The organism is Erythrobacter sp. (assembly GCF_038133525.1).
Classification (GTDB): Bacteria; Pseudomonadota; Alphaproteobacteria; order Sphingomonadales; family Sphingomonadaceae; genus Qipengyuania.
This window is the reverse complement of the sequence record NZ_JAYPTL010000024.1, coordinates 1-23,562: the sequence shown is the minus strand read 5'-3', so window position 1 is coordinate 23,562 and position 23,562 is coordinate 1. Positions and strand designations below refer to the sequence as shown.

Genomic DNA, 23,562 nt, shown 5'->3' with positions numbered 1-23,562 from the left:
ACGTGTGTGGGGGTTTGCTGACCGGGGCGGTTGGGTTGGATGTTTCCCACACCTAAACCTACTCCCCCCCCTGCCCCGCGCCGGCGCCCGCACCAAACACGAAAAAGGGGCGGCCCAAAGGCCGCCCCTCCTCCCCCGTTGTCAGGTGTTGTGCCTTAGAACTTCGCACCCACCGCGATGCCGTAGCGGCGCGGGTCGAGGGTGAAGATGTTCGAGAACAGGCCCGAAGACGCGTCAGTGACGTAAAGACCGGTCACCGAGTTACTGTTGAAGATGTTCTGCACGAAGCCGCGGATGAACCAGCGATCATCGGGACCGTTCAACTGGATCTGCGCATTCGCCTGGACGAAGGGCTTGATCCGATTGACCCGGCCATTGAACACATTGCCATACTGCTCGCCGGTGAAGGCCACGTCGAAACGCGGCACCAGGGTCATCCCATTGGAGAACTCCGCCGTGTACTGGGTACCGAACGAGGCCTTCATCTCGGGAGCCTGTGGCAGTTTGTTGCCCTTCAGGTTGACTTCAACGCCCGGGCTAAGGACGGCGAAGCCTGTCGGAGCATTGGCTGCGAGTGCGCTACAGATGCTGAACGCACCCAAGGATGCAATGCCGCCATCGGCCGGGAATGGTCCGGGAGCTTGAAGGCCAAGTGTAGCGTTTACCCCGCCGACAAATGCTGCCGCTGCCCCGGGTGCAGGACCCGTAACCGCACAGAGCGCGCCGTTGGTGATGTCCTTGATGATCACCGCATTCGGATCGCCACCACCCGGATCGCGCGGGTTCGAGAAGAACTGATCGCCCTTAACTTCCGCGTTGAGGTAACTGAAGTTCGCGTTGATCAGCCAATTGTCCGCAGGACGGATGATCGTCTCAAGCTCCACGCCCCAGATCTTGGCATCGATCGTGTCATTGACCGAAGTGCGTGCGATGATGCGGCTCAGTTGGAGGCTCGAGTAGTTGTAGTAGAACCCGGTCAGGTTCAGCTGCAACGCACCGTTGAGGAAGGTGTTCTTCGTACCGATTTCGAATGCATCGAGCGATTCCGGCCCGAAGCTCTCCGAAACCGAAAACACCGGAGACAGCGGCGGGTTGATACCACCCGACTTGTAGCCACGCGAGTATGACGCATAGATCAGGTTTTCCGGCCCGATCTGCCAATCGAGTACGGCACGTCCGGTGATCTCGTCAAACCCGACCTGGCGCACCTGCAACAGCTGGTTGCCAGGTGTGCCGGGATCGGCGTCGAAGCCACCGACGAACGGCGAGTCGAACGGATCCCCATCGTTGCTGAAGGGGTTGAGGAAATTCGCCAAGGTCGTGCGAGCCGCCAAACGCTTCTTGTCGTTGTTGTAGCGGAGGCCGCCCGTGAGTTTCAGCGTATCGGAAATGTCGAAATAGACTTCCCCGAAGATACCGTAACTCTTGAGTTTGAAGTCCTGCGTATTGTTCCGATAGAACGACGTCGCAAGATAGGATGGCGGTGCGCCAGCCCCGAAAGCAGTCAAGGTGCCCAGGACGCCAGTGATGTAGTCGATCGCAAAGGCATTGACGTAGTAATCGGTGTCATAGGCCTTCGCTTCGGCATAAATCCCACCAACAAGGAAGTTGAATGGGCCATCGAAGTCGCTGCTGAAGATGGCTTCAGTCGACCACGACTTGCCGTTGGACCGCGAACGGTCGAATGCACCGGGCAGGTCGGAACAGATGCCGAAGCCTTCATAGACGCCGCGATTGTCGAGGCGCGTATCCGAAGTGCACAGCTGGCCGTTCGGACCATCGGGGATCAACGCGGCTGCGATTGGTGCAAAGTAAGCCGCCGAACCGGGAACGAACGGCGGGTTGGCAACGCCAGTCGGCAACCCATTCGCGGCGAAGAACGCCAACGAGTTCAATGCCGTCTGGAATTGCGCAAAGTTCCGCCCGGGGATGCCAAGGTTGTAGTCCTGGCGCGAGTCGACCGAGGTTTCCTGATAGGTGCCGCTGAGCGACATCTTGATCGGACCGAAGTTATGATCGATGTGCGCCTGCAACTGCAGTTCGTCGGCAAAATATTCCGGAGTGAACGAAGTGCCGACGGTACGGACATCGTCAGGCTCGTCATAATTGAAGTAGATGTCCGGGCCATAGATGCTGTTGAGGCCGAGGGCCGCACCCAGCGCGGGATTGCCCAGCGCGATCGACAGGAACTCAACCGAACCCAATGTGCCGGTGAAGGTCGAATTGGCGTTGGTATTGTCGAAATCGCGGCGGTTGTTGAGACAACCGAGCACGCCCGTTGGGTCGCGTTGGCACTGCTGCTTCTGGATACGCAGGCGCTTGTCGTTCTCACGGAAATAATAGGCCATGAGATCGATGGTGGTGTCAGGACCCGGCTCGAACCGCAGCGAGCCACGGACCGCATACATATCGCGGTCGTCGAGATCGTTGCCGTCGAAGGTGTTGGTCGTGTAGCCATCGCGGTTCAGGTAGAAGCCAGCAGCGCGGAAGGCCACGGAATCACCGAGGGGGATGTTGATCATCCCCTTGGCCTTGATGCTGTTGTAGTTGCCGTACTCGGCCTCTGCAGAGGCGCCGAAAATGCCCAGCTCAGGCTTGTGCGTGACGAGGTTGACGACGCCCGACGTAGCATTGCGACCGAACAGCGTGCCCTGCGGGCCGCGCAGAACCTCGATCCGTTCCAGGTCGAAGTATTCGGTTTCGAACAGGCGGGTGCCAAACAGCGGCGAACCGTTGGTGTGGATGCCGGTAGCAGAGTCACACGAGGTGCCGACGCACAGGTCGCCAATACCACGGATGGTGAAGGACGAACCGGTGAAGTTCGACTTGGTGAACGAGACGTTCGGAAGGGTCAGCTGAAGGTCGCTGGTGTTCTCGATCTGCTGCGCCTCAAGCGCCTCGGCATCGAAGGCGCTGACCGCAATCGGCACTTCCTGCAGGCTCTGGTTTTGGCGCTGCGCGGTAACGATAATTACGTTTTGCCGGACCGTCGGCTCTTCATCGCCCGCATCCTGCGCATATGCTGGAACTGCCATGGCGCCGGCGCAAATACCCGCGAGCAGGCTATACCTAACCCTCATAAACCCTCTCCTCTCCACTGGCCGTCTTTGCAGCCTAGGATCGGGAAGCTATCATACATTCGTATGCACGCAAGCGATTGCGCAGCATTATTGCGCAGATTAAGCCCGGTTTTTTCCAAGTGTTATCTAAACGCCGCACCGCGGTGCTCAATTGACGCTACGGCACCCTGACCTGCAGCCTATTTGCAGCACTTTTCCGCCTCAAACGAGCGAGTGGCTCTCCGCGATCTGCGTGATGCCGCGTTTTCCCGAACTGTCGCGCCCGAGTTGTACAATCACGTCAATCACGCTCGCGGCATAGGCAATGGTATCGGAACGGGTCAGCCCGATTCCCGTCTGCATCACCATCAGGGCCAGCTGCTCCAGCGCGCCCCGCAGACTGTTTGCATGGATCGTCGAGAAACTACCCGGATGGCCGGTGTTGATCGCGCGCAGGAAGCTGACGCTTTCCGCTCCGCGCAACTCCCCCAGAACGATCCGGTCGGGACGCAGGCGCAGCGCCGCCTGGAGCAATTCGTTGGCGGTTACCTTGGCCTCGCCGAGTTCGCCTTTCACAGCCACGAGCCCCACGCCGTTTTCGCCGGGAAGTTTCAATTCGGGCGTGTCCTCAACCAGCACCACGCGCTCATGGCGCGGAATCTCACCCAGCATGGCGTTGAGGAACGTCGTCTTGCCGGTACTCGTGCCACCCGAGACGAGGATCGTCCGGCGCTGGCGGATCGCCTCGCGCAGGAAAGCGATCGGTGCGCCATTGGCATCGGGCATGGCGCCGTGTTGATGTGCCGATAGCGGCCCGGCGTCATAGGCATCGAGCGGCAGGTCCAGCCGCCGATGGCGACGGATCGCCATGGCCCAATGCTTGCGTGCAGCGGGCGGTCCGCAGAACTGGACGCGCGCACCGTCGGGCAGGGTCGCACCAAGCAACGGGTGTTCGCGGTTGATGCCCTGATGGCTCACCCGCGCGACCTGCTCGGCCAGGCGCTGGACCAGCCTGTCGTCGATCTCCGGCCGGGTAACCCTTTGCATGCCCGGATGCGCCGCATCTTCGATCCACACTTCGCCCGGGCGGTTCACGAGGATCTCCGTTACCGTGTCGCGCTCGAGCCATTCCTTGAACGGCGCCAAATAGGCGTCGAGGTAGACACTCCGCTCACCGTTGAGGTCGACCGAGGGTGCATCCTCTTCGGGATGGTCGTCGGGCAGGAAAGGATGGATCTCGGCAGTCACGGGTAAGGCCGCTTCAGTTCACCGACGAGAAATCGAGATCGCGCGCGGTGAAGATGCGGATCGGTTCACCCTGGCGCACGCGTACGGTCGGGCCCTTCTGCCCGTCCTGCTGCGCAGCAGTGCTGGCGGCCGACTGGCTTGCACCGCCAAGCAGTACGCCGGCGACACCACCGGTCGCAACCGAGCCCGCCCCGCCGACAACCGATAGAAGCAGCGCCGAACCGAAGCGGTTGAAGAAACCCGCACCCGAAACCTTGCCCGCAAGGCCGGTGGTCCCATCGAAGCCGATCGCCGGGGAGGCAAGGTTGACCGATGCACCATCGGGCCGGATCAGGCGGGTCCAGATGACATAGGCGCGCTTCTGGCCGTTCTGCAGGCCCGACTGGTACTGGCCGATCAGACGGCTCGATCGCGGCACGAGCACCTTGGTCCCGTCGAAGCTGCGAACGTCCTGGCTGACCACCGCCCGGACATAGCCGGGGACATTGGTATCGATCGCGGTCTCGAGAACCGCCGGGATCAATGTTCCCTGGGTCACCGTTGTCGAAGGATTGACCATGGCCCGTGCCTGCGCCGGGGCTCCTCCAACGCCTCCGATCCGGCTGGCGAAATCGCTGGCAGAATTACCCGTCGCAGCACTCGCGGTCGGCGCATCACCCGGTGCCGCCAAGGCAAGGCCCGCCGGAGCCGCGCTCGCATCGAACACCACAGTGGGGTTGGCATAGGGATTCACCGATGCGACGGCCTCTGGTGCCACCGCATAGACCGGTTGGGGTGCCGGGTCAGACTGGACCTGCGGCACCGACTGTGGCGGCTGGACCACCGGGGTCACCGCCTGCGGAGGTACCGAAGGTACGACTTCGTCCTGAGTCTGCTTGCCCCCGATCCCTTCAGGCGGCGCGACGCGAGAGGAATTCATGCCCCACAGCGTCACCGCTCCGAGCCCGGCAACGATTGCAACCCCGGCCAAAAGGCCAAGTGCATCGGACGGGCCGCCTTGGCGCCCAACGGTCGGAAAGGCGTTGCGCTGGGCGAGATCGATGATCTCGGCATCAGCTTCCTCGCGCGGATCGACGTCATTGGCGACGGTTTCCTTGCCCGGCTTCTTTTCGGGCAGGCGCATAGCGAGACGCATCAGTTACCTCCTCTCGAGGCGAGCGCGGTTCCCCCGCGCGCGGTATCGGGATTGGCGGCACGTTCGGGGCCGCTGTTGACCAGTCGGGCACTGTCCTTGCCCGAACGCAAGACGATCGAACGCGGCACGCCATCGACAACGATAGTACTACCACGCACGGTGAAATTGACCGGGCCTTCGACGCCTTCGGAATTGGTGATCAGGATCGCAGGCACGTCCTTGCCTTCGGGCCAGGTCAGGAAGGTGGCGGTGCCATCGTCGAAGGCGTTGGTCGGCAGAAGTTCGGGATCGCCCGAGCCGGTCCAGGCAAAGTTGAGGTCGGTCGGGTCGACCACCGCATAGGGATCGGTTGCCGCTTCCTTCTCGACCGCGTTGGGCCCTTCAGCCAGTTGCGGAACCTGCTCGGCCTCAGGCTCGGGCGGATAGTCGAAGCGCAACACATAGAGCGGCTTGGCGGTGGGGCTGGCCACGAGATCGAAGAGGTATGTCCGCTTGCTGGTGATGACCGTCAAATTGGTCGAAGCACGCGCATCGAGCGGCTTCACGAACAGGATGTTGGCCCGCTTGTTGGGGGTAACCTGCCAGGCGGCAGAATCGCCAATCGCAACATTCTCGATCACTTCGTCATCGCCGAAGACGATCGATGCCTGCACGGTCACCTTGCCTTCGACACGAAAGACCTTCGCCTCGTCATACATGACTTCGACGAGGCGCGGGTCACTCGCGGCAAGAGACGGCGTGCCGAGCACGGCCAGCAGCAGCGCGGGGTAGAGCGCGCGGTTCATCAGTGTTTCTCCATCGAACGGTCGAGTGCCTTGGGTGGCGCAGACTTGAAACGGGATCCGATCCCGCTGGCCCGTGTCGGGCCTGAATTGAGTGGCGCGACCTGTCCAGGACCGGAGGCGGTCGCAAGTACGGTGGTCTTCCGACTGGTCGTACCGGCACCGGCATCATTGGCCGCAACCGTCGTGGGCACCGCCGAAACATCGATCCGACGTGCCTGTGCGCTCGCCTGATTGACCGCCTGCGCCTGCATCAGCGCGGGTGACGGCGCCACGGCTTGCGGGGCCGACGTAGTCGCTGAAGATTTGCCTTCGTCCGATGATGCCAAGCCGAATACGGTCCATCCGGAAACCATCGTTCCCGCGACCTTGAGCACGAGGAACATGAGCGCCACATGCACCGCACCGATCATGAAAAAGGCCATCCCCGCCTGGGCGTTGACCTGGCCCGGGGTCGCCGTGAGCGCGCCCAGGATTGGCACGGCCAGTTCAAGCATCACGCTACCGCCAAGCACCGCGAAGAGTGGGGCGAGCGCACACATCGTCAGGCCCTTTACCCAGCCGGTGAACAGGCCACGGGTTCCGCTGAACAGCGCCAATACCACGAAAATCGGGCCCAGCGCGATAAGCACGCCCATCGCGATCTTGGTCGTCACCAGCAGCCCCACCGTGCCGAGCATGAACAGCATGGCACCGAGCCACATCATACCGGCAGGCGAGAAGGCCGAGATATCGGTATTCCCGCCACTCGCCTCCTGGATCGCGATGAAGACCACGTCGATCTTCTGCGCGAAGACATCGGTCGCACTGCCGCTGGTGCCGGTGAGCAGGCCAGCCAGCCAGTCGGGCGTGGCGAGCGCGAGGTTCCAGACCACGCTCTGGTAAGCGATCCAGCTGGTGGCGAAAGTCAGGACGATGCCCAGGGTCGCCATGCGCGGCACCAGGGCACGAACGCTGACATTGCTGCGCCCGGTAAGCAGCGCGAAACCGAACAATGCGATGAAGATCGTCAGCAGGATCGTCAGCGCCGGAACCAGCGCACCACCAGGGGCAAACAGACGTCCAAAGGCTGCAGCCGAAGCTTCCCCGGCAATGCAGTCGACACCTTTCAGTGCCGCTGCCACCCCATTGCCGACCTGTTCGGCGGCCTGCTGGCAATTTGCGCTGCTCATTCGGCAGCCAGGCCGAGCGGGATCGTCCCGGCCTCCTCTGTATCGTTGGCGCCGCCCGGCCACTTGCTACCGGTAAGCGCCGGGAACCAGTCGGCAGGCGCATCGCCCAGCGCTTCACGCAACAGGTCAAGCCGGCGCACAGTGCTTTCGCGACCCGACAACAGCGTCAGGACCTCAGGCGCGCCCGAAAGGTCGAGCCGCACCACCACGCTTGCGTCGGGCTGGCGAACGAGGAAGCAGCGACTATGTGCCGGCAGCGAGCGGATCAGCGCCAGCTCATGCTCGGTCAGGCCAAAGCCGTCGCAGTAATCCTCTGACCGCGCGCGGCTGTTTGGCATGAAGATCATCGTGGCGGTCTGTTCGACCAGCGCCGTCGATATCCGGCTTTCCAGCGCGTCGCGCGCCGACTGGGTGGCGAAGCCGACCAGCGCATTGCGCTTGCGCAGTGTCTTGAGCCAATCGCGGATACGGGCGGCGAAGACCGCATCGTCGAGCGCCTTCCAGCCCTCATCGATCAGGATCATCGTTGGCTTGCCGTCCAACCGCTCGTCGATCCGGTGGAACAGGTACATCATCACCGGGGTGCGCAGCCGCGGGTTCTCGAGCAGCACGGTCATATCGAAGCCGAGGACGCGCGCGGTAAGGTTTAGCCGGTCCTCGCCATTGTCGAACAGCCAGGCATGTTCGCCTTCGTTGATCCACGCACCCAGGCGATCGGCCAGATCGCCAGGCTGCGGGCGGCGGCTGCCGGACAGAAGCTCGCGGAAGTGGCGCAGGCGGCGCAGCGAGGGGTCATTGGCGTAAGCCGCATCGACCGCGCCGGCGATGGTTGCCTCTTCCTCCGGTCCCTCGGCCTTGAGCAGCACGCCCAGCCAATCGCGCAGGAATGCACGGTTGCCCGGGCTGTCAGGCAGCGCGAGTGGATTGAACCCGGTCGGCTCGCCTGCTCGGATTGCATCGTAACGCCCGCCGATACCGCGCACGAACAGTTCGGCACCGCGATCCTTGTCGAACAATATGGTGCGTGGGCTGAACTTCTGCGCCTGCGCGGCAAGGAAGTTCATCACCACGGTCTTGCCCGAACCCGACGGCCCGATCACCGAGAAATTGCCCAGGTCTCCGTGGTGGAAGTTGAAGAAGAACGGTGTCGCGCTGGTGGTTTCCAGCAGCGTGACCGCATCGCCCCAGTGATTGCCCTGCGCCTGGCCAAGCGCGAAGCCATGCAGCGAACCGAAGCTGGCCATGTTGGCGCTGGAGATCAGCGCGCGGCGTACCAGATAGCCTTCGTTGCCCGGGAATTGGCCCCAGAATGCCGGTTCAAGATTGGTATCTTCGCGCACTGCGATTGCGCCGGTATCGGCTAGCGCAGCAGCGCAGGCGGCCATCGCATCGTCAAGCCGGCCAAGGTCGCGTTCCTTGACCATCACGGTCAGGTGATGGTCGCCGAAGCCGACCGCGCCATTGCCCAGTTCATCGCGCGCGGCGAGCATGTCTGCCCGCTCGGCCATCGCCTCCTCGTCGGCGCTCTTGAGCCGGCGGATTGCCAGGTCCATCCGCTCGCGAGCGGTCTGGCGCTCGGTCGGGGCATAGCTCTCACTGACCACCATTTCATAGGGCAGGCGCAGCAACCCATCGAGCAGGCCCGGGCTGGTCGCCTCGGGATAATCCTTGAGGCCAAGGATCGCGGCAAAATCGGGTGAGCCCGACCCGCGTTGTTCGATCGCATCGAGCCCGAAGCTGACCCGGCGATAGGGCAGCATATGGCCGATGTCGGTTTCCTCCGCCGGTCTGCGCACCGGGCGCATCTCACCGTTATAAAGGGCGGAAAGCAGTTCTAGCACTTCCGAATTGGTGTGCCCTTGCGGTCCGACATAGTCGCCAAGCAAGGCCGCGCCATAGGGCTGAAGCGCCGCGATCAATCCGGTCGCGGCCGCCTTGAGACTACGCAGGTCCTTGGGATCCGCTTCCACCTCGGCCCGTCCCTTGCGTTTCCAGCCCTTGCTGATGCGCTCGACCAGGCCGGCCTTGCCCAGCGCGGGGCGGCGGATCAGCGTAACGAACTGGTCGTTGACGAAAAGCTTTCCCGAACCGAGCCGTTCGCGCCAGCGCGCGTCAATGTGCCGGCTGATCGGGTCGGGAAAGCTCGACTCCAGCTCGACCGAAACGCGGCGGCGGATGACGTGATGGTAGAGGACGAAGCGTGCGTCGAGCGTCGACCGCAGCACCACTTCGCGCGTCGCTGCGTGGGCGTTGAGCGCTTCGCTATCTTCGGTCTCGAATAGCAGTCCGGGAACCTGGATGGCAGTCATCACCGAACCGTCGCGCAACAGCAACGTGTTCTCGTCGACCAGCCGGGAATAGGGGAGGCGGTCGCCAGCGCGCGCCTCCCTGGCGCTCCACGCAGCTGCCCCGATCCACTTCGACATTACTCGAATCCTTCCCGCTCAGGCTGCATAGCTGTTGCACCCCCAGCGTTTGTAGTTCTTCACCCGCGGGCACTTCGACACCTTGGTGATCCACAGGTCGAAGATACGCGGTTCGCGAAGGCAGGCAAAATAGCCGATGCCGTGCATGACGCCGGCCGCCAGCAAGGCGAGCCAGCTGCCGGTGATCAGGAAAATCTCGGTGGTCACCATCCCGTTGATGATGAAATAGTTATATGTCACCCCCGCGAACATCTGCGGGCGGGTGAGCGCTCGATGGACGGGATGGCGGATCAGCGCAGTCATGGTTCAGCCCGCCGCCACGCCCTGGATGCCGGCGACGATCGAAGCAGCGCCGAACAGGATGAACACGCCGATGATCACGGTCGCGCCGAAGCGCCAGTTGAGGCGCCCGGTCAGCATCATGAAGCCGACCGCTGCCACCGCCATCACTGCGACCGCGGTGGCGACATTGCCTAGCAACGTGCCCTGCAACCAGCCGAGTGCGGCAACGATCGGGCCCGAACCGGCAGGATCGGCACCCTGCGCGAATGCGGCGCCGGGGGTCGCAAGCAAGGCCAGTGCGGCCGGGATCGAAACAATGCGCTTCAAGTCAAATTACTCCCGTGAGTGATCGGACAGACGACCCATAATCGCTGCCACGTAGAACTGGGTTTCGCGGATACGCGGGATCCCGCCCGCCTGGAGGACCCGGCCGGGACCGGCATTATAGGCTGCCAGCGCACGCTCGAGATCGCCATCGAACCGGTCGAGCTGCTCACGCAGGTAACGCGCGCCGCCCTCAAGATTGGCCAGCGGATCGTCCGGATTGACACCCAATTCGCGCGCGGTGCCCGGCATCAACTGCGCCAGGCCGCGCGCACCAACCGGGGAAATGGCGGAGGCACGCCAGCGGCTCTCCTGCCAGACCAGCGCCTCGATCAGCGCAGGGCTGAGGTCGAAGCGCGCTGCCAGCTCGGCGACCTTGGCGCGATAGTTGGCAGGCACCAGCCCGGCATGGACCTGCGGGTCGGCAACCGCGAAATCGGGCACGAAAACCTCGGCGGGCACTTCGGACAAGGCAGCAGCCTGGTCGACGGACATCGGGACAGCCGTTGCCGCGGGGCTTCCGCCGGCCACCCAGCGCGCTCCGTCCGTGTCTATCTCCATGACATCCGCCCTCGCCGGGAAGGCAGTCAGCGCTGCACCGGACAATCCCAGGGCGAACACCAAGCGTGCTAGAATCATTGCACCCTCCGTCCGGCTCCGTTGGCCATACTACATGACAAGCGAGTGACAAAAAGCTGATTATCCGCAGATGTCAGACGCGGGACACTAGGTCGGATAAGAAAAAGACCCGCGTTCCAGGTGGAACGCGGGCCATGAAGACCGCTGCTGCGGTATGCGATTAACTCGGTTCATCGCAAAGATAGGGCATAGTAACGCGCGAATTCACCTTTGTCGAGCATGGCAAGTGCGCGGCGGGCAAGGCGGCGGGAATCCACCCAGTCGCCGGACGCGGTTTCGAGATCGACCGCTTCGCTGGCAGATGCAGCGGCTTCGAAATCGCTCCGCGCTTCATCATACCGGCCCAGCCGTGCAAGCGCGATGCCGCGATTGATGAGTCGCGCCGGATCTGTAGCGGCCAGCTCCTCGCAATTCTCGATCACTTCGAGCGCGGCACGATCGCGTCCGGCAACCAGCTCTTCCAAACCCACATCAGCGGTCGTCTGGACCGTCGGGACGATTTCTTCAGGAGCCTGCACCATGAAAGCCAGTGCCAGGGTGATTCCAAGGGCCATGACATCTCTCTCCATTGCCTTTGTTGCCCGCCCTTTGTGCTGCGACATCGCCCCGACTGCAACAAAACTGCAATATTGTCACAAAACTGCAATTTCCGACCAATTCGGCCTTCCCCGATCTTTCTGTTGAAACTGCAACATAACGGTCACGAACCGACACAAACTGTCACGAACGGCCCCTAGCTGGCGAGTCGCGATCACCGAATTCGCGCTTTTCAGTTCATCTGGTTTTTGAGGGGACCGTTACCCGTGACCAACTTCCATCGTTCGCTCGTCCTCGGCTGCAGTGCACTGGCCCTTGCCAGCTGCGGGGCCGACGAAATCGTCTCGCCCGGCACCGGCGGGAACATCACGATCAACAATCCGCCCGCCACGTCGACCCCCACGCCGACACCGACGCCCACGTCGAGCCTGGTGACCGCGGCTGCCGGCTGCCCGACGATCAGCGATCCGGTTGGCCTAACAGACAGCGGCACGATTTCGGGCCCCACCGGCGAATATCGCGTCTGCACCCTTCCCGCGGTCTTCTCCGCCAGTTCGACCCTGCCTTACATCAAGGGCCTGCTCTATCGCATCAACGGCCGCGTCGACGTGGGCACCGATGGCGGCCCGACGGCCACATCGGCCGATACCGACGTTGAACTGACCATCGAACCGGGCGTCATCCTTTACGCCTCGGGTTCGAGCTTCCTCAACGTCAACCGCGGCAACACCATCCAGGCCAACGGCACTGCGGATCGGCCGATCATCTTCACCAGCCGCGACAATGTGCAGGGCCTCAACACCTCGAACTCTTCGGGCCAGTGGGGTGGCGTGGTTCTGTCGGGCCGTGCACCGGTTACCGACTGTATCGCACCGGGCGCAACGCCGGGCACCACCGCCTGCGAACGCCAGGTCGAAGGTTCGGCCCAGCCCGCCCTGTTCGGCGGTGCGACGACGAACGACAGCTCGGGCAGCATGAGCTACGTCCAGATTCGTTATTCGGGCTTCGTCCTTTCGGGCGACAACGAGCTGCAATCGCTGACCACCGGCGGTGTTGGCTCGGGCACCACGCTGCACCACATCATGAGCTACAACAGCTCGGATGACGGCGTCGAATTCTTCGGCGGCCAGTTCAACGTCAGCAACCTCATCGTGGTTGGTGCAGAGGACGACGGCCTCGACACCGATACCGGTGTGAAGGCGAACATGCAGTTCGTCCTGGTCGTGCAGCGCCCGAACACCGGCGACACCATGATCGAAGCCGACTCGAGCAATACCAACGCAGAAAACACCCCGCGCCAGAACACGCGGATTTCGAACGCCACCTTCATCGCCAATAGCGGCGTGGGCGACCAGGCCATCCGGATTCGCGGCAAGGCCGACTACACGATCGTCAATTCGGTCCTAGCCGAACGCAACGGCACCCCGTGCCTTCGCGTCGACGGTACCGATACGCTGGGTCGCGCGGCTGATGCCGGCCTCGACGAAGCCGGGCCGGTGGCTTTCAACTCCTTCGTGCTCGATTGCGCGACCGACTTCCGCGACAGCTCGGGCGGCGTGACCGCTGCGGCCATCCAGGCCCGCTACGAAGCTGGCACCAACAATAACGCTGGCTTCACCAACACGCTGACGATGGATTTCCTCAACGGAACCAACGAAGGCGGCGTGACGGTCTTCGACCCTACCGCGCTTGACGCCTTCTTCGTCCTGCCGGGCGAAATTGGCGCGGTCTATGCCGCAAACCGCACCTGGGTGAACGGCTGGACCTGCAATTCAGCGACCGTGACCTTCGACGCAACGGTTTCCAACTGCACCACCCTGCCGGTCTACAGCTGATCCGGCATCAGGCCGCGGGAGGCGCGATCCACGCGTCCCCCCGCGGCCCCGTTTTCAAATGGGGCAAAGCGCCCTTGCAGAATTTCCAGGCCTGACAATGAGGGGGTCTTATACCATGTCGACCGGCAAGCAGCTGACGGCGCTGCTCCTGCTCTCCACCGCGCTCAGCATGCCGAGCATTGCTTTTGCTCAGGCCAGCGCACCCACCGAGAACGACCAGACGGTCGAGGACGTGCAGGACGCCCCTGTCGATGTCATCGATGACGCGCAGGAAGACCAGGAGTTCGAACAGCCGGAGGTCTCGATCCCTGGCGGCTCGATCGTGGTCACCGGGCGTCGTCGCCAGGACGTGACGCGCGCTTCGACACAGGTCGTCTCTGTTCTCGATGCTGCCAGTATCGCCCGGACCGGCGAAGGTGACATTGCCGGCGCGCTCAACCGCGTCACCGGCCTGTCCACCGTCGGCAATGGCCTGGTCTATGTCCGCGGCCTTGGCGATCGCTATTCGCTCGCATTGCTCAACGGCCTGCCGCTGCCCTCGCCCGAACCGCTAAGCCGCGTTGTGCCGCTCGACATTTTCCCGACCAGCATCGTGGCATCCAGCCTGGTGCAGAAGACCTATTCGGCCAATTTCCCGGGCGAGTTCGGCGGCGGCGTGATCAACCTCACCACCCGCGCCATCCCGACCGAAAGTTTCGTCAAGATCAGCGGAAGCCTGAGCGGCGATACCGAAACGACCGGGGGCGACGGCTATACCTATTACGGGTCCAGCTACGACTGGTTCGGCTTCGACAGCGGCCGTCGTGATCTGACCCCCGCGCTGCAGCAGTATTTCGCCAGCGGTCTGCCGATCGAAGATCCGGCGGTCGACCAACAGGCTATCCTGCTGAACATCGCCGACCCCAACCTGGTGGTGCTGCAGAAGACCGACAATTTGCCGGTCAATTTCTCTGCCGGGATCACTGCCGGCACCGCCTTAGACGTATTCGGCGATGGCCAGCTGGGCATCATTGCCACCGCATCGCTGAGCAACAAATGGCGCAACCGCTACATCACCAAGCAGACCGCGGTGAACGACGATCTCGACCTCGATACCGACGGGCGCGAGTTCTCGACCGACAATCGGATATTGGTGAACGCGATGCTGGGCCTCGGCCTCGAGGTCGGCGAACATCGCTTCCGCCTGACGAACCTGTTCATTCGCGATACGCTCAAGCGCGGCGCCTTGCGGCAAAGCGATGACTTCCAGAATGGCGACACCGACCTGACCCAGGACACCGCCTGGTATGAACGCCAGCTGTTCGACACCCAGTTCACCGGCGAACTGCGGTTCAACGACCTGTCGGTCGACGTACGGGCCGGCTATGCCCAGACGCAGCGCGAAGCGCCGTATGAATGGACCTTCCGCTACACCCGCTCGAACAACGCCAACGACCCGTTTGGCGATGTCTTCCTCAACACGCTCAACCCGCAGCGTGGTGGCGTCATCGTGGCTTTCTCCGACCTGACCGAAGACCTCTATTATGGCGGTCTCGATATCAGCTACCAGCTGGCTGATTGGCTTGGGGTGACAGTCGGCGGTGCCTATACCGACACCAGCCGCTTCTCCTCGCGCCGCGAACTCGATATCCGCGCGACCGGCGATTATCCGGACGTATTCGGTGCCTTCCGCCCTGACCTCCTGCTCCAGCCCTCGCTGATCAACTTCGGATTCGATCCTGCGGCACAGCAGGCCGCAGGCCTCGGCCCCTTCGGCTACACCATCTTCGATACGACAGGGTCGGACCCCGCCTTCGATGCCGGGCTCGAGATCAAGGCCGGCTATGTCCAGGCTCGCGTCAAGCCGGTCGACCCGATCTCGCTCGATCTGGGTGTGCGCTATGAAGATGCGACGCAGGATGTCATCCCGCTGGGCCTTGACGGCCAGCCCAATGGATCGACCACCGGGACACTGCTCAAGAACGACTATTTCCTGCCGGCGGCGACGCTAACCTGGGAAGCGAGCGACAGCCTGCAGCTACGCCTCAACGCCTCGAAGACCATTGCCCGCCCGCAGTTCCGCGAGCTGGTGTTCCAGACCTATTACGATCCTGAAAGCAACCGCCGGTTCAACGGCAACCCGCAATTGGTCGACAGCAAGCTGACCAACTACGAAGCGCGGGCCGAGTATTACTGGGGTTCCGGCAGCCGCGCTAGCGTGGCCGGTTTCTACAAGGACATCGAGCGCCCGATCGAGGTCTTCTCGAGCTTCTCGGACAACGATCAGGTCAGCGGCTTCGCCAACGCGCCGTCCGCTGAGCTCTACGGCGCCGAATTCGAGTTCCAGTGGAACAAGGACCTCTATGAACTCGGTGGCTGGTTCGAGAGCAAGCGCTTCGTCGCCATAGCCAACTACACCCACACCAAATCGGAACTGAAGGTTTCGGACAGCGATACGACGCAAGTGTTCCCGTCGGTCCCTCAGCCCGCGACCAACTTCTTCCGCGATGGCGTGCCGCTAACCGGCCAGTCGGACCATCTGGTCAACCTGCAGTTGGGCATTGAGGATCTCGACAAGGTGAGCCAGGCAACCCTGCTGCTCACCTACGCCAGCGAACGGGTGACCAGCCGCGGCACCGGTACCCTGCCCGATATCGTCGAGAACCCGGGTCTGCGGCTCGACTTCGTGGTGCGCCAGGGCTTCACCCTGGCCGGGGCCGACATGGAACTGAAGCTTGAAGCGCGGAACCTGACCGGCCGTGACTACGAGGAATATCAGAGCAACGGCACCAACCGCATCGAGATCAACAGCTACGATGTCGGCACCAGCTTCAGCATCGGGCTGTCGGCCGAATTCTAGATTGCCAACCGGCTTCTTCCGGGAAGGGCCGTCCGCAAGGACGGCCCTTCTTGCTTGAGTTCGGGAGTGAGCTCGGTACCCCACAATCACTGTCTTGGGCCCAGCATTGATGAGCCCGACGCGGGGCTCAGAACCTTTCGGGTCGAATGACGTCGACTGTCGAGCGTAGTACCACCAGGCCGTGGCTTTCGAGCAATGGTGCAAGCGACTGCAGGAATGCCTCTGCTCGCTCGCGGTTCGCTATCGTCAGGAAGATGAACTTCGCTGTCGCACCGCTGACGAGGTCTTCCGACCATTCGCCCTGCCGCCCACGGCCGCTATCGGTGCGGATCAAGGTGTGGCCGGTAATGCCGGCCTCCTGCGCCAGCCGTGCGAGCTGCGGCGCAAGGGGGGCATCGACGAGCACCTCGATCCTGTCGCGCGGAGTTGTTGCAATCACAATACGGCTCCCATGGTTTCGGCCATCATGCGGAACAGCGGAATGCCCAGCACGATGTTGAAGGGGAAGGTCACACCGAGCGACATCGTCAGATAGAGACCGGCATCCGCTTGCGGCAAGGATAGCCGCATCGCGGCCGGCACCGCTATGTAGGAAGCGCTCGCGGCGAGTATCCCGAGCGCGGCGGCGGAAGCGGTATCGAGCCCAATCAACGTCCCTACCAATACGCCGAGCGTGCCGTTCACGACCGGGAAGGTCACCGCCAGCAGTGCCAGTCGCCAGGTCAGCGCCCGGGTCTTGAGGATGCGCCGCATGGCGATCAGGCCCATGTCGAGAAGGAAGAGGCACAGGACGCCGGTAAAGCCGGCGCGGAATAGGGGGGAGATAGGTTCGAAGCCGCCTTCACCAATCATCATGCCGATGGCGAAGCTGCCAAGCAGTAGGACAACCGATCCGTTGAACAACACCTCGCGCAGCAGTTCACCGGACAACAGCCTCCCTCCCTCGCGCCGGGCGATGATCAGTCCGGAAAGGATCGCGGGAGTCTCCATCATCGCGAGGACGGCCACCATGAAGCCCGCGATGGCGAAGCCGGTATCACCATAGACCTGGCTCGCAGTCACGAATGTGACGACGCTTACTGAGCCGTAGTGAGCCGCCACCGCGCCCGTGTTCGTGCGATCGAGACCGCCGAAGCGAGTGAGCGCGGGGGCGACAAGGAACGGTATCGAAGCGCTGAGGGCCAGGCCCGCCAGGAGCGCGGCCAGCAGTTCCGGACCGATTCCCGCCTTGGCGACCTCGACGCCCCCCTTCAGGCCGATGGCTGCCATCAGGTAGAGTGACATCCCCTTCGCAATCGTTTCGGGCACTGCGAGATCGGAACGCGCCGCCGCCGCCAATGCCCCGAGGGCGAAAAAGAGAACCGGCGCCGAAAGCAGCGTAGCAGAAAGCTGATCCAATGTTTGCTCCTGGTCTACTTGAGGAACCGGTTCTCGGATTTTATTCCGGCGCGACCAGAAGGCGGCCGTTGCGGTCCTGGATCGATCGTGCGGTCGGGCCCAGGGCGCCGCGCAACTTGGCGATTTGCTCGGCGCTCGCTTCGACCGGGACATTGGCGACGTGCCAGTTCACACCCTCACTGCAGGGCGGCGTGGTGAGCGAGCCCATATAGCGATAGACATTGAGGCTATCGGGAATCATGTCGTCGATATTCAGTGACAGCGGCGTCCCATTGCCAGTCGCATGCGCGTCAAGCAGGGCGCCCAGTGCGGGGTTCGCGCTGCCTTCGGTGAAAAACACCCCCAGCACGCCTAGCTCGCCTGCGCCGGTGGCGTGAACGAAGTGCGCGACCATGGGGTAGCGTACGCCGTTCACGGCATGCTCTGCCGGGGTGTGGAAATGGACCTGCAGTAGGTCGAATACCTTGTCCCCGCTCTTCATGCCCTTGCCCTGTCCGGGGGTGAAGTCGATCTGGATTTTCTCCCTGCCAAGCGACAAGGTCCCGTCCACCCTGCCAAAATTCGCAACCAGCTTCACCGAAGCCCGCGCGTCGGGATTGGTCAGGTCAATCGGCGATTGCATCTTGCCGATGTCGCACTTGGCGTAATCGGCCTTGATGGCGCTCCAGCGCTCGGGCGCCTGACCATCGCCGAAGGACCAGTCTTTCTCCTTGGCGACGGCAACACCTGACACGCCGATTGAAAGCGCCGCGACGGTGGCGAGGTATTTCATAACGCTTGCTCCTTGGGCTCCCGGGCATTGCCCCGGTCGGCGGGCGATATGTGAGCGCCCTTTTCGATAATCCAATTCGAAGTCTTGCGTATCATCTATAAGAAAAGCTAATATCCATCCATGCCAAGCCTCAAGCAGTTCGAGATGTTCGCCAAGCTCGCCGAGACGGGCAATATGAGCGAAGCGGCCATGGCTCTCGGGCTGACCCAACCTGCCTTGAGCCAGCAGCTTCGATCACTGGAGTTGCGCCTTGGCCTGAAGCTGTTCGAGCGCGTGCCCAGGGGCATGCAATTGACGCCGAGCGGTCGCGAACTGCTCAGCCCGGCTCGCACCGTCCTCGGTGCTGTTCGGGATTTCGGCGAAGCCGCAGATCGTGTCGCATCCCGCCCGGCCGGATCCATTCGATTCGGGGTGACCCCCACGATCGGACCCTATCTGATGCCACCAGTGATCAAGGAACTGCATCAGCGCTACCCGGAACTGCGCCTCTATTTGCGCGAGGGTATTCCGGCCATGCAGCAGGCCGAGCTGGCTGCGGGAGAGCTCGACATGGTCCTGTCGCCGATGCCGATTGCCGGCCGTGGGCTGCACATCGAGCCCCTCTTTCGCGAACCGCTACGGATCGTGGCCCCGCCAGATGATCCGCTCTTGTCGAAAGGCAGCCTCACCCACCGCGACTTCAACGGCCGGACGTTCCTGACGCTCGATCATCGCCACCACTACCACCGACAGCTGGAAGGCGTCTGTGCCAAACTCGGCGCCACGATCCTGGCAGATTACGAGGGGACCAGTCTCGAAGCCCTGCGGCAGATGGCAGGCACGGGGGTGGGCCTCGCTCTTCTGCCCGAACTCTATATCCGTTCGGACACCGCGGCGCTCGACGTGGTCAGAATAGCCGAACCGTCGAAATGGCTAGAGTATCGAAGTGTTGGTGCAGCCTGGCGTTCGTCGGCGGCGTTCGGCTGGCTCTATGCCGAGGTGGCACAGATCGTTGCCCAACAGGCACGCGGGCGACTGGAATCGCAGGGCTGAGACACGGGCGGGCGCACATGGCCTCTCGCCTGGTCTGAAGAAACGGTTTTCCGGCGTCGCTGGCCGCTATGCTGCAATCCGGGCATGGACGACGCAATCGCGGCCCCGGCTCTTTGCGCGATACAAGGCGCCATCGGCCCGGCCGAGTACGTCGTCGAAAGCCTCGCCGGGCTTCCAGACAGAAAGACCAATGGAGGCTGTTGTGACCAAGTCATCCTCTTCGAGTCGCCTCGGCACCTGCGCGATCTCCAGCCGGACCATCTGGGCGATCAGCTCCGCCATTTCGATTTCAGATACGTTGAGGATCATCGCAAACTCCTCGCCCCCAAGCCGCGCGGCGCAATGGCCCTCCGTCCCAAGCTTTTCGATGACCGAACGGATCGCGTCCGCGACGCCGATCAAAACCCGATCGCCCATCGGGTGCCCGAAGGTGTCGTTGACCGCCTTGAAGTGGTCGAGATCAATCGTGAGCACAAATTTCTGCTGTTCGCCGCCGTCTTCCCGATCGTTCTTGAAGAAGGCCCTGCGGTTTTGCAGGCCTGTCAAGGAGTCGCGATAGGCAAGGAAGTCCGAATGGGCCAAGGCTGTCGCAAGTTCTTCGCTGAGGCGCCGGTTCTCGACCAGCAATTCGGCGGCCTTCCGGTGGCGTGCGATCGTGGCGTAGCCATAGGACAAGAAAATGGCGAACAATCCGACATTTCCCAGCGCCGCCTTGAGCGCGAATTCGGATGGTGCCCAGAGCAGACCGAGGCCGAAGGAGCAGAAGAAGCCGGCCGTATATGCGAATGCGAGGCGAGGTACTGGGAGAAGGAGCGAAACGATGATGCTGACCCCGGCGATCGTCGCGCCACCCACAAGTAGACGCCCTGGGTTCAGAAACGGTTCGATAACGACAGGAAGGATCGTTGCACCCCAGCTGACCCCACCAAGGAAAAGGGCCGCCATCAAGGGGATCAAGTCGCGCTGGTAATCAAGGCCCGCTGAAAGTCGCCGGCGAACCCTGGAAAAGGTTGCCCGGGTCCCGACCATCGCAAGCAACCTGAAAGCCAAAGGGGCAATATAGAGCGCAGCATTGGGCAGGGTCGCAGCGGCGAGAGCGACGACCAGCCAGCAAATGAGGTTGGCGAGAACGGCGCGCCGTTCGACGTCCACAATACCCTGGAGAATCTCGCGGCGGATCTCGGGCTCCCACGTGCTGTCTCGCTCGGAATGACAGAGCCCATTGTCATCGATTATCAGGCTGTTGCTCATCAATCGCGACCTCCAGTCAGGCCAGCGATTATCCCACGAACAATTACGCGCTCCCGAAAGAACCCTAAGTACTTCCCCGCAGCCAAGTCTCAGGTCAATCGGCGCCACAACACCGCACCGCGCCCGACTGAAATTCCAGCCTAATGTGAATCGTAGGCGTACCCCAGTGACCTCACGGTTCGTACGCGGTCGCCGGCGCCCTTGGCGCGCAGCGCGCGGCGCAGGCGGCCGATCCACACGTCCACGGTGCGCTCGTCGATCGGTGGTTCTTGCTTGCCCAGCGCCTCGATCAATTCGGCGCGGGTCAGCACGCGGTCGGGGTTCTGTGCGAAGAAACGCAGCAAGCGAAATTCATTGGGCCGCAGCGTCAGCGGCTCGCCCGCCCAGCGGGCCTGGAGCGCCGCGGCATCGATCAGCAACTGCCCCACCTGCAATTGCTCGGTCACCCGCGCGTGGCCGCCGCCCGCCTGGAGCGCCATCACCCGGTCGAGCACCGCCGTGCGATCGACCGGCCCGACCATGTAATCATCGGCGCCGGCACGCAACGCACGGCGCTTGTCTTCAGGATCGTCTTCTTCAAGCACGATGGTGATATGCGCATCGGCGGTACGCGCATCGGCGCGCAGGCGACGGCACATCTCCAGGCCGGAGAGGTCCTCCATCACCCAATCGACGAAGGCGCAGACCGGCCCTTCCACCAGGCGCCGGGGCCCTTCGGGGTAGAGGCGCCCGAAGGCATAGCGCATGTCGCCATGCACGAAGTCGGAAATCTCTTCACCCAGCCGGTCGGTCAGGAAGATATTGATAGCCTGCACGCGTCGTTCGTCCCACCCTGATGGGCGAGCGATGGCGCAGCGATGTGACTCGTTTGTGACCTAAATCGGCAGATTGTAACACTTCGCGCGGAAAGCGCGTTTTTGTCAGCTCGCGGACACGCTTAGCGACCAGTTGCGTTGCAGGGGCGTGGCGATTCCGGCGGGACTCTTGGCCACATAGGGCTCCTCCAGGCGCGCCACCTCTTCGTCGCTCAGCGCCAGGTCCATGGCGGCGACCGCGGCGGCGATGTGACCGGGCTTGGTCGCGCCGATGATGGGCGCCGTGATGCCCTTGGCGAAATGCCAGGCGAGCCCGACGGTCGCGCGCGACACGCCGCGCTCCATGGCAATCGCCCCTATTGCATCGACAATCGCGCGATCGGCATCCTCTTGCTGGCGATACAGGGCCTTGGCGATCCCGTCGGTCTCGCTGCGGACGGTGGTCTCGTCCCAGCCACGCGCGAGCTTGCCGCGCGCCAGCGGGCTCCACGGAATGATCCCGACCCCCTGATCGGCGCAAAGCGGCAGCATTTCGCGCTCTTCTTCGCGATAGAGCAGGTTGACGTGGTTCTGCATCGAGATGAAGCGCGTCCAACCGTTCGTCCGCGCCACGTCCTGCGCCTTGGCAAACTGCCATGCCCACATCGAGGAAGCGCCAATGTAGCGCGCCTTGCCCGCCTTTACGATGTCGTGCAGCGCCTCCATCGTTTCCTCGATCGGTGTTTCGTCGTCCCATCGATGAATCTGGTAGAGATCGACATAGTCCATGTTGAGCCGGGTGAGGCTGGCGTCGATGGCGTGCATCAGACTCTTGCGCGACAGGCCACCAGTGTTGGGCGCCTGGCGCCAGGGGAAATAGGCCTTGGTTGCGACCACGATCTCGTCGCGCTTGGCGAATTCGGGCAGTAGCCGCCCGATCACTTCCTCGGAACTGCCCTGCGAATACATGTTGGCCGTGTCGAAGAAGTTGATCCCCGATTCCAGCGCCTCACGGATAAAAGGTCGGCTGTCGTCCTCGCCCAGGACCCAATCGCCATGCCAACCGCGCGTGGTATCGCCATAGCTCATGCAGCCGAGGCACAGCCGCGAGACCTTGAGGCCCGAGCGGCCGAGATTGACATATTCCATGACCCATTTTCCTCAGGATAGCGTCATGCCGCCATCCACCCGGATGGTCTGGCCAACGACGTAATCGCCTAGTGGCGAGGCGAGGAACAGTGCCGCCCCTGCCATATCTTCGGGCGTACCCATACGCCCGGCGGGAATTCGCGCAACTGCTCCGGCGGCGCGCTGTTCGTTTTCGGTTGTCACCTTGGTCAGCTTGGTGGGAACCAGGCCCGGAGCGATACCATTCACGCGGATGCCCTCGCCCGCCCAGGCCTGCGCCAGTGATCCAACCAGGCTCACCGCCCCCGCCTTGCTTGCCGCATAGGCCGGATTGCCGATCATCGCATGATAGGCCCCGACCGAACTCACGATGATCAGCGACCCGCCGCGCTCGGCCAGCTTGGGCCGCACGGCGCGCGCGCAATCCATCAGCGAATTGAGGTTGACCTCCATCACCGCGTCCCAGCCTGCGCGCTCGAACTCTTCGCGGCGATAGCGGACGGTACCCTGGCACAGCACGACTACATCGAGCCGTTCGGGCAAATCGAGCGCTTCGAATGCACCAGGTTGTGATACGTCCACGCGATGGAAGACAAGGTCTATAAGATCGCTACCTTCCTCTACACTGTAGTCGCTTGCCGAGGCGCGCGTGCCGGTAACGTGGACGGTCGCCCCGCGCTCGCGGAACCCATGCGCAATACCGTTGCCGATACCGCTCGTCCCACCGACCACGAGGACGGTCTTGCCGGAGAAATCGAGCGGATCTGCCATGCGGAATTCCTTCTCAGATCGAACGGCTGATCACTTCCTTCATGATCTCGTTGGTGCCGCCGAAGATGCGGGTGACGCGCGCGTCGCGCCACAGGCGGGCGATCGCATATTCGTTCATGTAGCCCGCGCCGCCATGCA

Annotated in this window: 21 protein-coding genes; 3 read left to right on the top strand and 18 right to left on the bottom strand. The window is 62.9% G+C overall.

Annotation, left to right across the window (positions count from 1 at the left end):
* Nucleotides 1-155: 155 nt before the first annotated feature.
* From AAFM29_RS08085 to AAFM29_RS08040, 10 genes are all read right to left on the bottom strand, one after another.
* Nucleotides 156-3,080 (bottom strand): TonB-dependent receptor domain-containing protein, encoded by a 2,925-nt coding sequence (locus AAFM29_RS08085; RefSeq protein ID WP_341712293.1) that lies wholly within the window; start codon nt 3,078-3,080, stop codon nt 156-158.
* Between the two features lie 201 nt (nt 3,081-3,281).
* Complete coding sequence (gene virB11, locus AAFM29_RS08080) at nt 3,282-4,307, bottom strand: P-type DNA transfer ATPase VirB11 (protein ID WP_371830725.1); 1,026 nt, start codon at nt 4,305-4,307, stop codon at nt 3,282-3,284.
* A 13-nt stretch (nt 4,308-4,320) separates the two neighbouring features.
* Nucleotides 4,321-5,442 (bottom strand): TrbI/VirB10 family protein, encoded by a 1,122-nt coding sequence (locus AAFM29_RS08075; RefSeq protein ID WP_341712292.1) that lies wholly within the window; start codon nt 5,440-5,442, stop codon nt 4,321-4,323.
* Nucleotides 5,442-6,227, bottom strand: coding sequence for a TrbG/VirB9 family P-type conjugative transfer protein (locus AAFM29_RS08070; RefSeq protein ID WP_341712291.1), 786 nt, complete (start codon nt 6,225-6,227; stop codon nt 5,442-5,444). The genes AAFM29_RS08075 and AAFM29_RS08070 overlap by 1 nt, the downstream gene beginning before the upstream one ends.
* Nucleotides 6,227-7,396 carry a type IV secretion system protein gene (locus AAFM29_RS08065; RefSeq protein ID WP_341712290.1) on the bottom strand — a complete coding sequence of 390 codons (1,170 nt, stop codon included), beginning with the start codon at nt 7,394-7,396 and terminating at the stop codon, nt 6,227-6,229. Before AAFM29_RS08065 ends, AAFM29_RS08070 begins: the two co-directional genes overlap by 1 nt.
* Nucleotides 7,393-9,822 carry a VirB4 family type IV secretion/conjugal transfer ATPase gene (locus AAFM29_RS08060; protein ID WP_341712289.1) on the bottom strand — a complete coding sequence of 810 codons (2,430 nt, stop codon included), beginning with the start codon at nt 9,820-9,822 and terminating at the stop codon, nt 7,393-7,395. Before AAFM29_RS08060 ends, AAFM29_RS08065 begins: the two co-directional genes overlap by 4 nt.
* Nucleotides 9,823-9,840: 18 nt before the next feature.
* Nucleotides 9,841-10,125, bottom strand: a complete 285-nt coding sequence (locus AAFM29_RS08055; protein ID WP_173215816.1) for a type IV secretion system protein VirB3 — start codon at nt 10,123-10,125, stop codon at nt 9,841-9,843.
* Nucleotides 10,126-10,128: 3 nt separating this feature from the next.
* Entirely contained in the window at nt 10,129-10,431 is a 303-nt protein-coding gene (locus AAFM29_RS08050; RefSeq protein ID WP_371830724.1) for a TrbC/VirB2 family protein, read from the bottom strand.
* A 6-nt stretch (nt 10,432-10,437) separates the two neighbouring features.
* Nucleotides 10,438-11,067 (bottom strand): lytic transglycosylase domain-containing protein, encoded by a 630-nt coding sequence (locus tag AAFM29_RS08045; RefSeq protein WP_341712288.1) that lies wholly within the window; start codon nt 11,065-11,067, stop codon nt 10,438-10,440.
* A gap of 170 nt (nt 11,068-11,237) precedes the next feature.
* On the bottom strand, nt 11,238-11,621 hold the full coding sequence (locus AAFM29_RS08040; RefSeq protein ID WP_341712287.1) for a tetratricopeptide repeat protein: 384 nt from the start codon (nt 11,619-11,621) through the stop codon (nt 11,238-11,240).
* A 249-nt stretch (nt 11,622-11,870) separates the two neighbouring features.
* On the opposite strand from AAFM29_RS08040, the gene AAFM29_RS08035 reads away from it, so the two are divergent.
* Complete coding sequence (locus AAFM29_RS08035; protein ID WP_341712286.1) at nt 11,871-13,439, top strand: hypothetical protein; 1,569 nt, start codon at nt 11,871-11,873, stop codon at nt 13,437-13,439.
* A 115-nt stretch (nt 13,440-13,554) separates the two neighbouring features.
* Nucleotides 13,555-16,278 carry a TonB-dependent receptor domain-containing protein gene (locus tag AAFM29_RS08030; protein WP_341712333.1) on the top strand — a complete coding sequence of 908 codons (2,724 nt, stop codon included), beginning with the start codon at nt 13,555-13,557 and terminating at the stop codon, nt 16,276-16,278.
* A gap of 127 nt (nt 16,279-16,405) precedes the next feature.
* Here the strand turns inward: AAFM29_RS08030 and AAFM29_RS08025 are convergent, their stop codons facing one another.
* Genes AAFM29_RS08025 through AAFM29_RS08015 form a run of 3 tightly spaced genes read right to left on the bottom strand, consistent with a single transcriptional unit; the run spans nt 16,406 to nt 18,448 of the window.
* Nucleotides 16,406-16,717: a P-II family nitrogen regulator gene (locus tag AAFM29_RS08025; protein ID WP_341712285.1), complete on the bottom strand. Its 312-nt coding sequence runs from the start codon at nt 16,715-16,717 to the stop codon at nt 16,406-16,408.
* Nucleotides 16,714-17,676, bottom strand: coding sequence for a sodium-dependent bicarbonate transport family permease (locus AAFM29_RS08020; protein WP_341712284.1), 963 nt, complete (start codon nt 17,674-17,676; stop codon nt 16,714-16,716). Before AAFM29_RS08020 ends, AAFM29_RS08025 begins: the two co-directional genes overlap by 4 nt.
* Before the next feature lie 40 nt (nt 17,677-17,716).
* Nucleotides 17,717-18,448: a carbonic anhydrase family protein gene (locus tag AAFM29_RS08015; protein ID WP_341712283.1), complete on the bottom strand. Its 732-nt coding sequence runs from the start codon at nt 18,446-18,448 to the stop codon at nt 17,717-17,719.
* 120 nt (nt 18,449-18,568) lie between these two features.
* On the opposite strand from AAFM29_RS08015, the gene AAFM29_RS08010 reads away from it, so the two are divergent.
* Nucleotides 18,569-19,480 carry a hydrogen peroxide-inducible genes activator gene (locus AAFM29_RS08010; RefSeq protein WP_341712282.1) on the top strand — a complete coding sequence of 304 codons (912 nt, stop codon included), beginning with the start codon at nt 18,569-18,571 and terminating at the stop codon, nt 19,478-19,480.
* A 66-nt stretch (nt 19,481-19,546) separates the two neighbouring features.
* Here the strand turns inward: AAFM29_RS08010 and AAFM29_RS08005 are convergent, their stop codons facing one another.
* From AAFM29_RS08005 to AAFM29_RS07985, 5 genes are all read right to left on the bottom strand, one after another.
* Entirely contained in the window at nt 19,547-20,731 is a 1,185-nt protein-coding gene (locus AAFM29_RS08005) for a GGDEF domain-containing protein (RefSeq protein ID WP_341712281.1), read from the bottom strand.
* A gap of 140 nt (nt 20,732-20,871) precedes the next feature.
* Complete coding sequence (locus AAFM29_RS08000; protein ID WP_341712280.1) at nt 20,872-21,546, bottom strand: response regulator transcription factor; 675 nt, start codon at nt 21,544-21,546, stop codon at nt 20,872-20,874.
* Nucleotides 21,547-21,651: 105 nt separating this feature from the next.
* Nucleotides 21,652-22,674: an aldo/keto reductase gene (locus AAFM29_RS07995; RefSeq protein WP_341712279.1), complete on the bottom strand. Its 1,023-nt coding sequence runs from the start codon at nt 22,672-22,674 to the stop codon at nt 21,652-21,654.
* 12 nt (nt 22,675-22,686) lie between these two features.
* Complete coding sequence (locus AAFM29_RS07990) at nt 22,687-23,424, bottom strand: SDR family oxidoreductase (protein WP_341712278.1); 738 nt, start codon at nt 23,422-23,424, stop codon at nt 22,687-22,689.
* Between the two features lie 13 nt (nt 23,425-23,437).
* Nucleotides 23,438-23,562: acyl-CoA dehydrogenase family protein (locus AAFM29_RS07985; RefSeq protein ID WP_341712332.1), on the bottom strand; the 125-nt coding region annotated here is incomplete at its 5' end.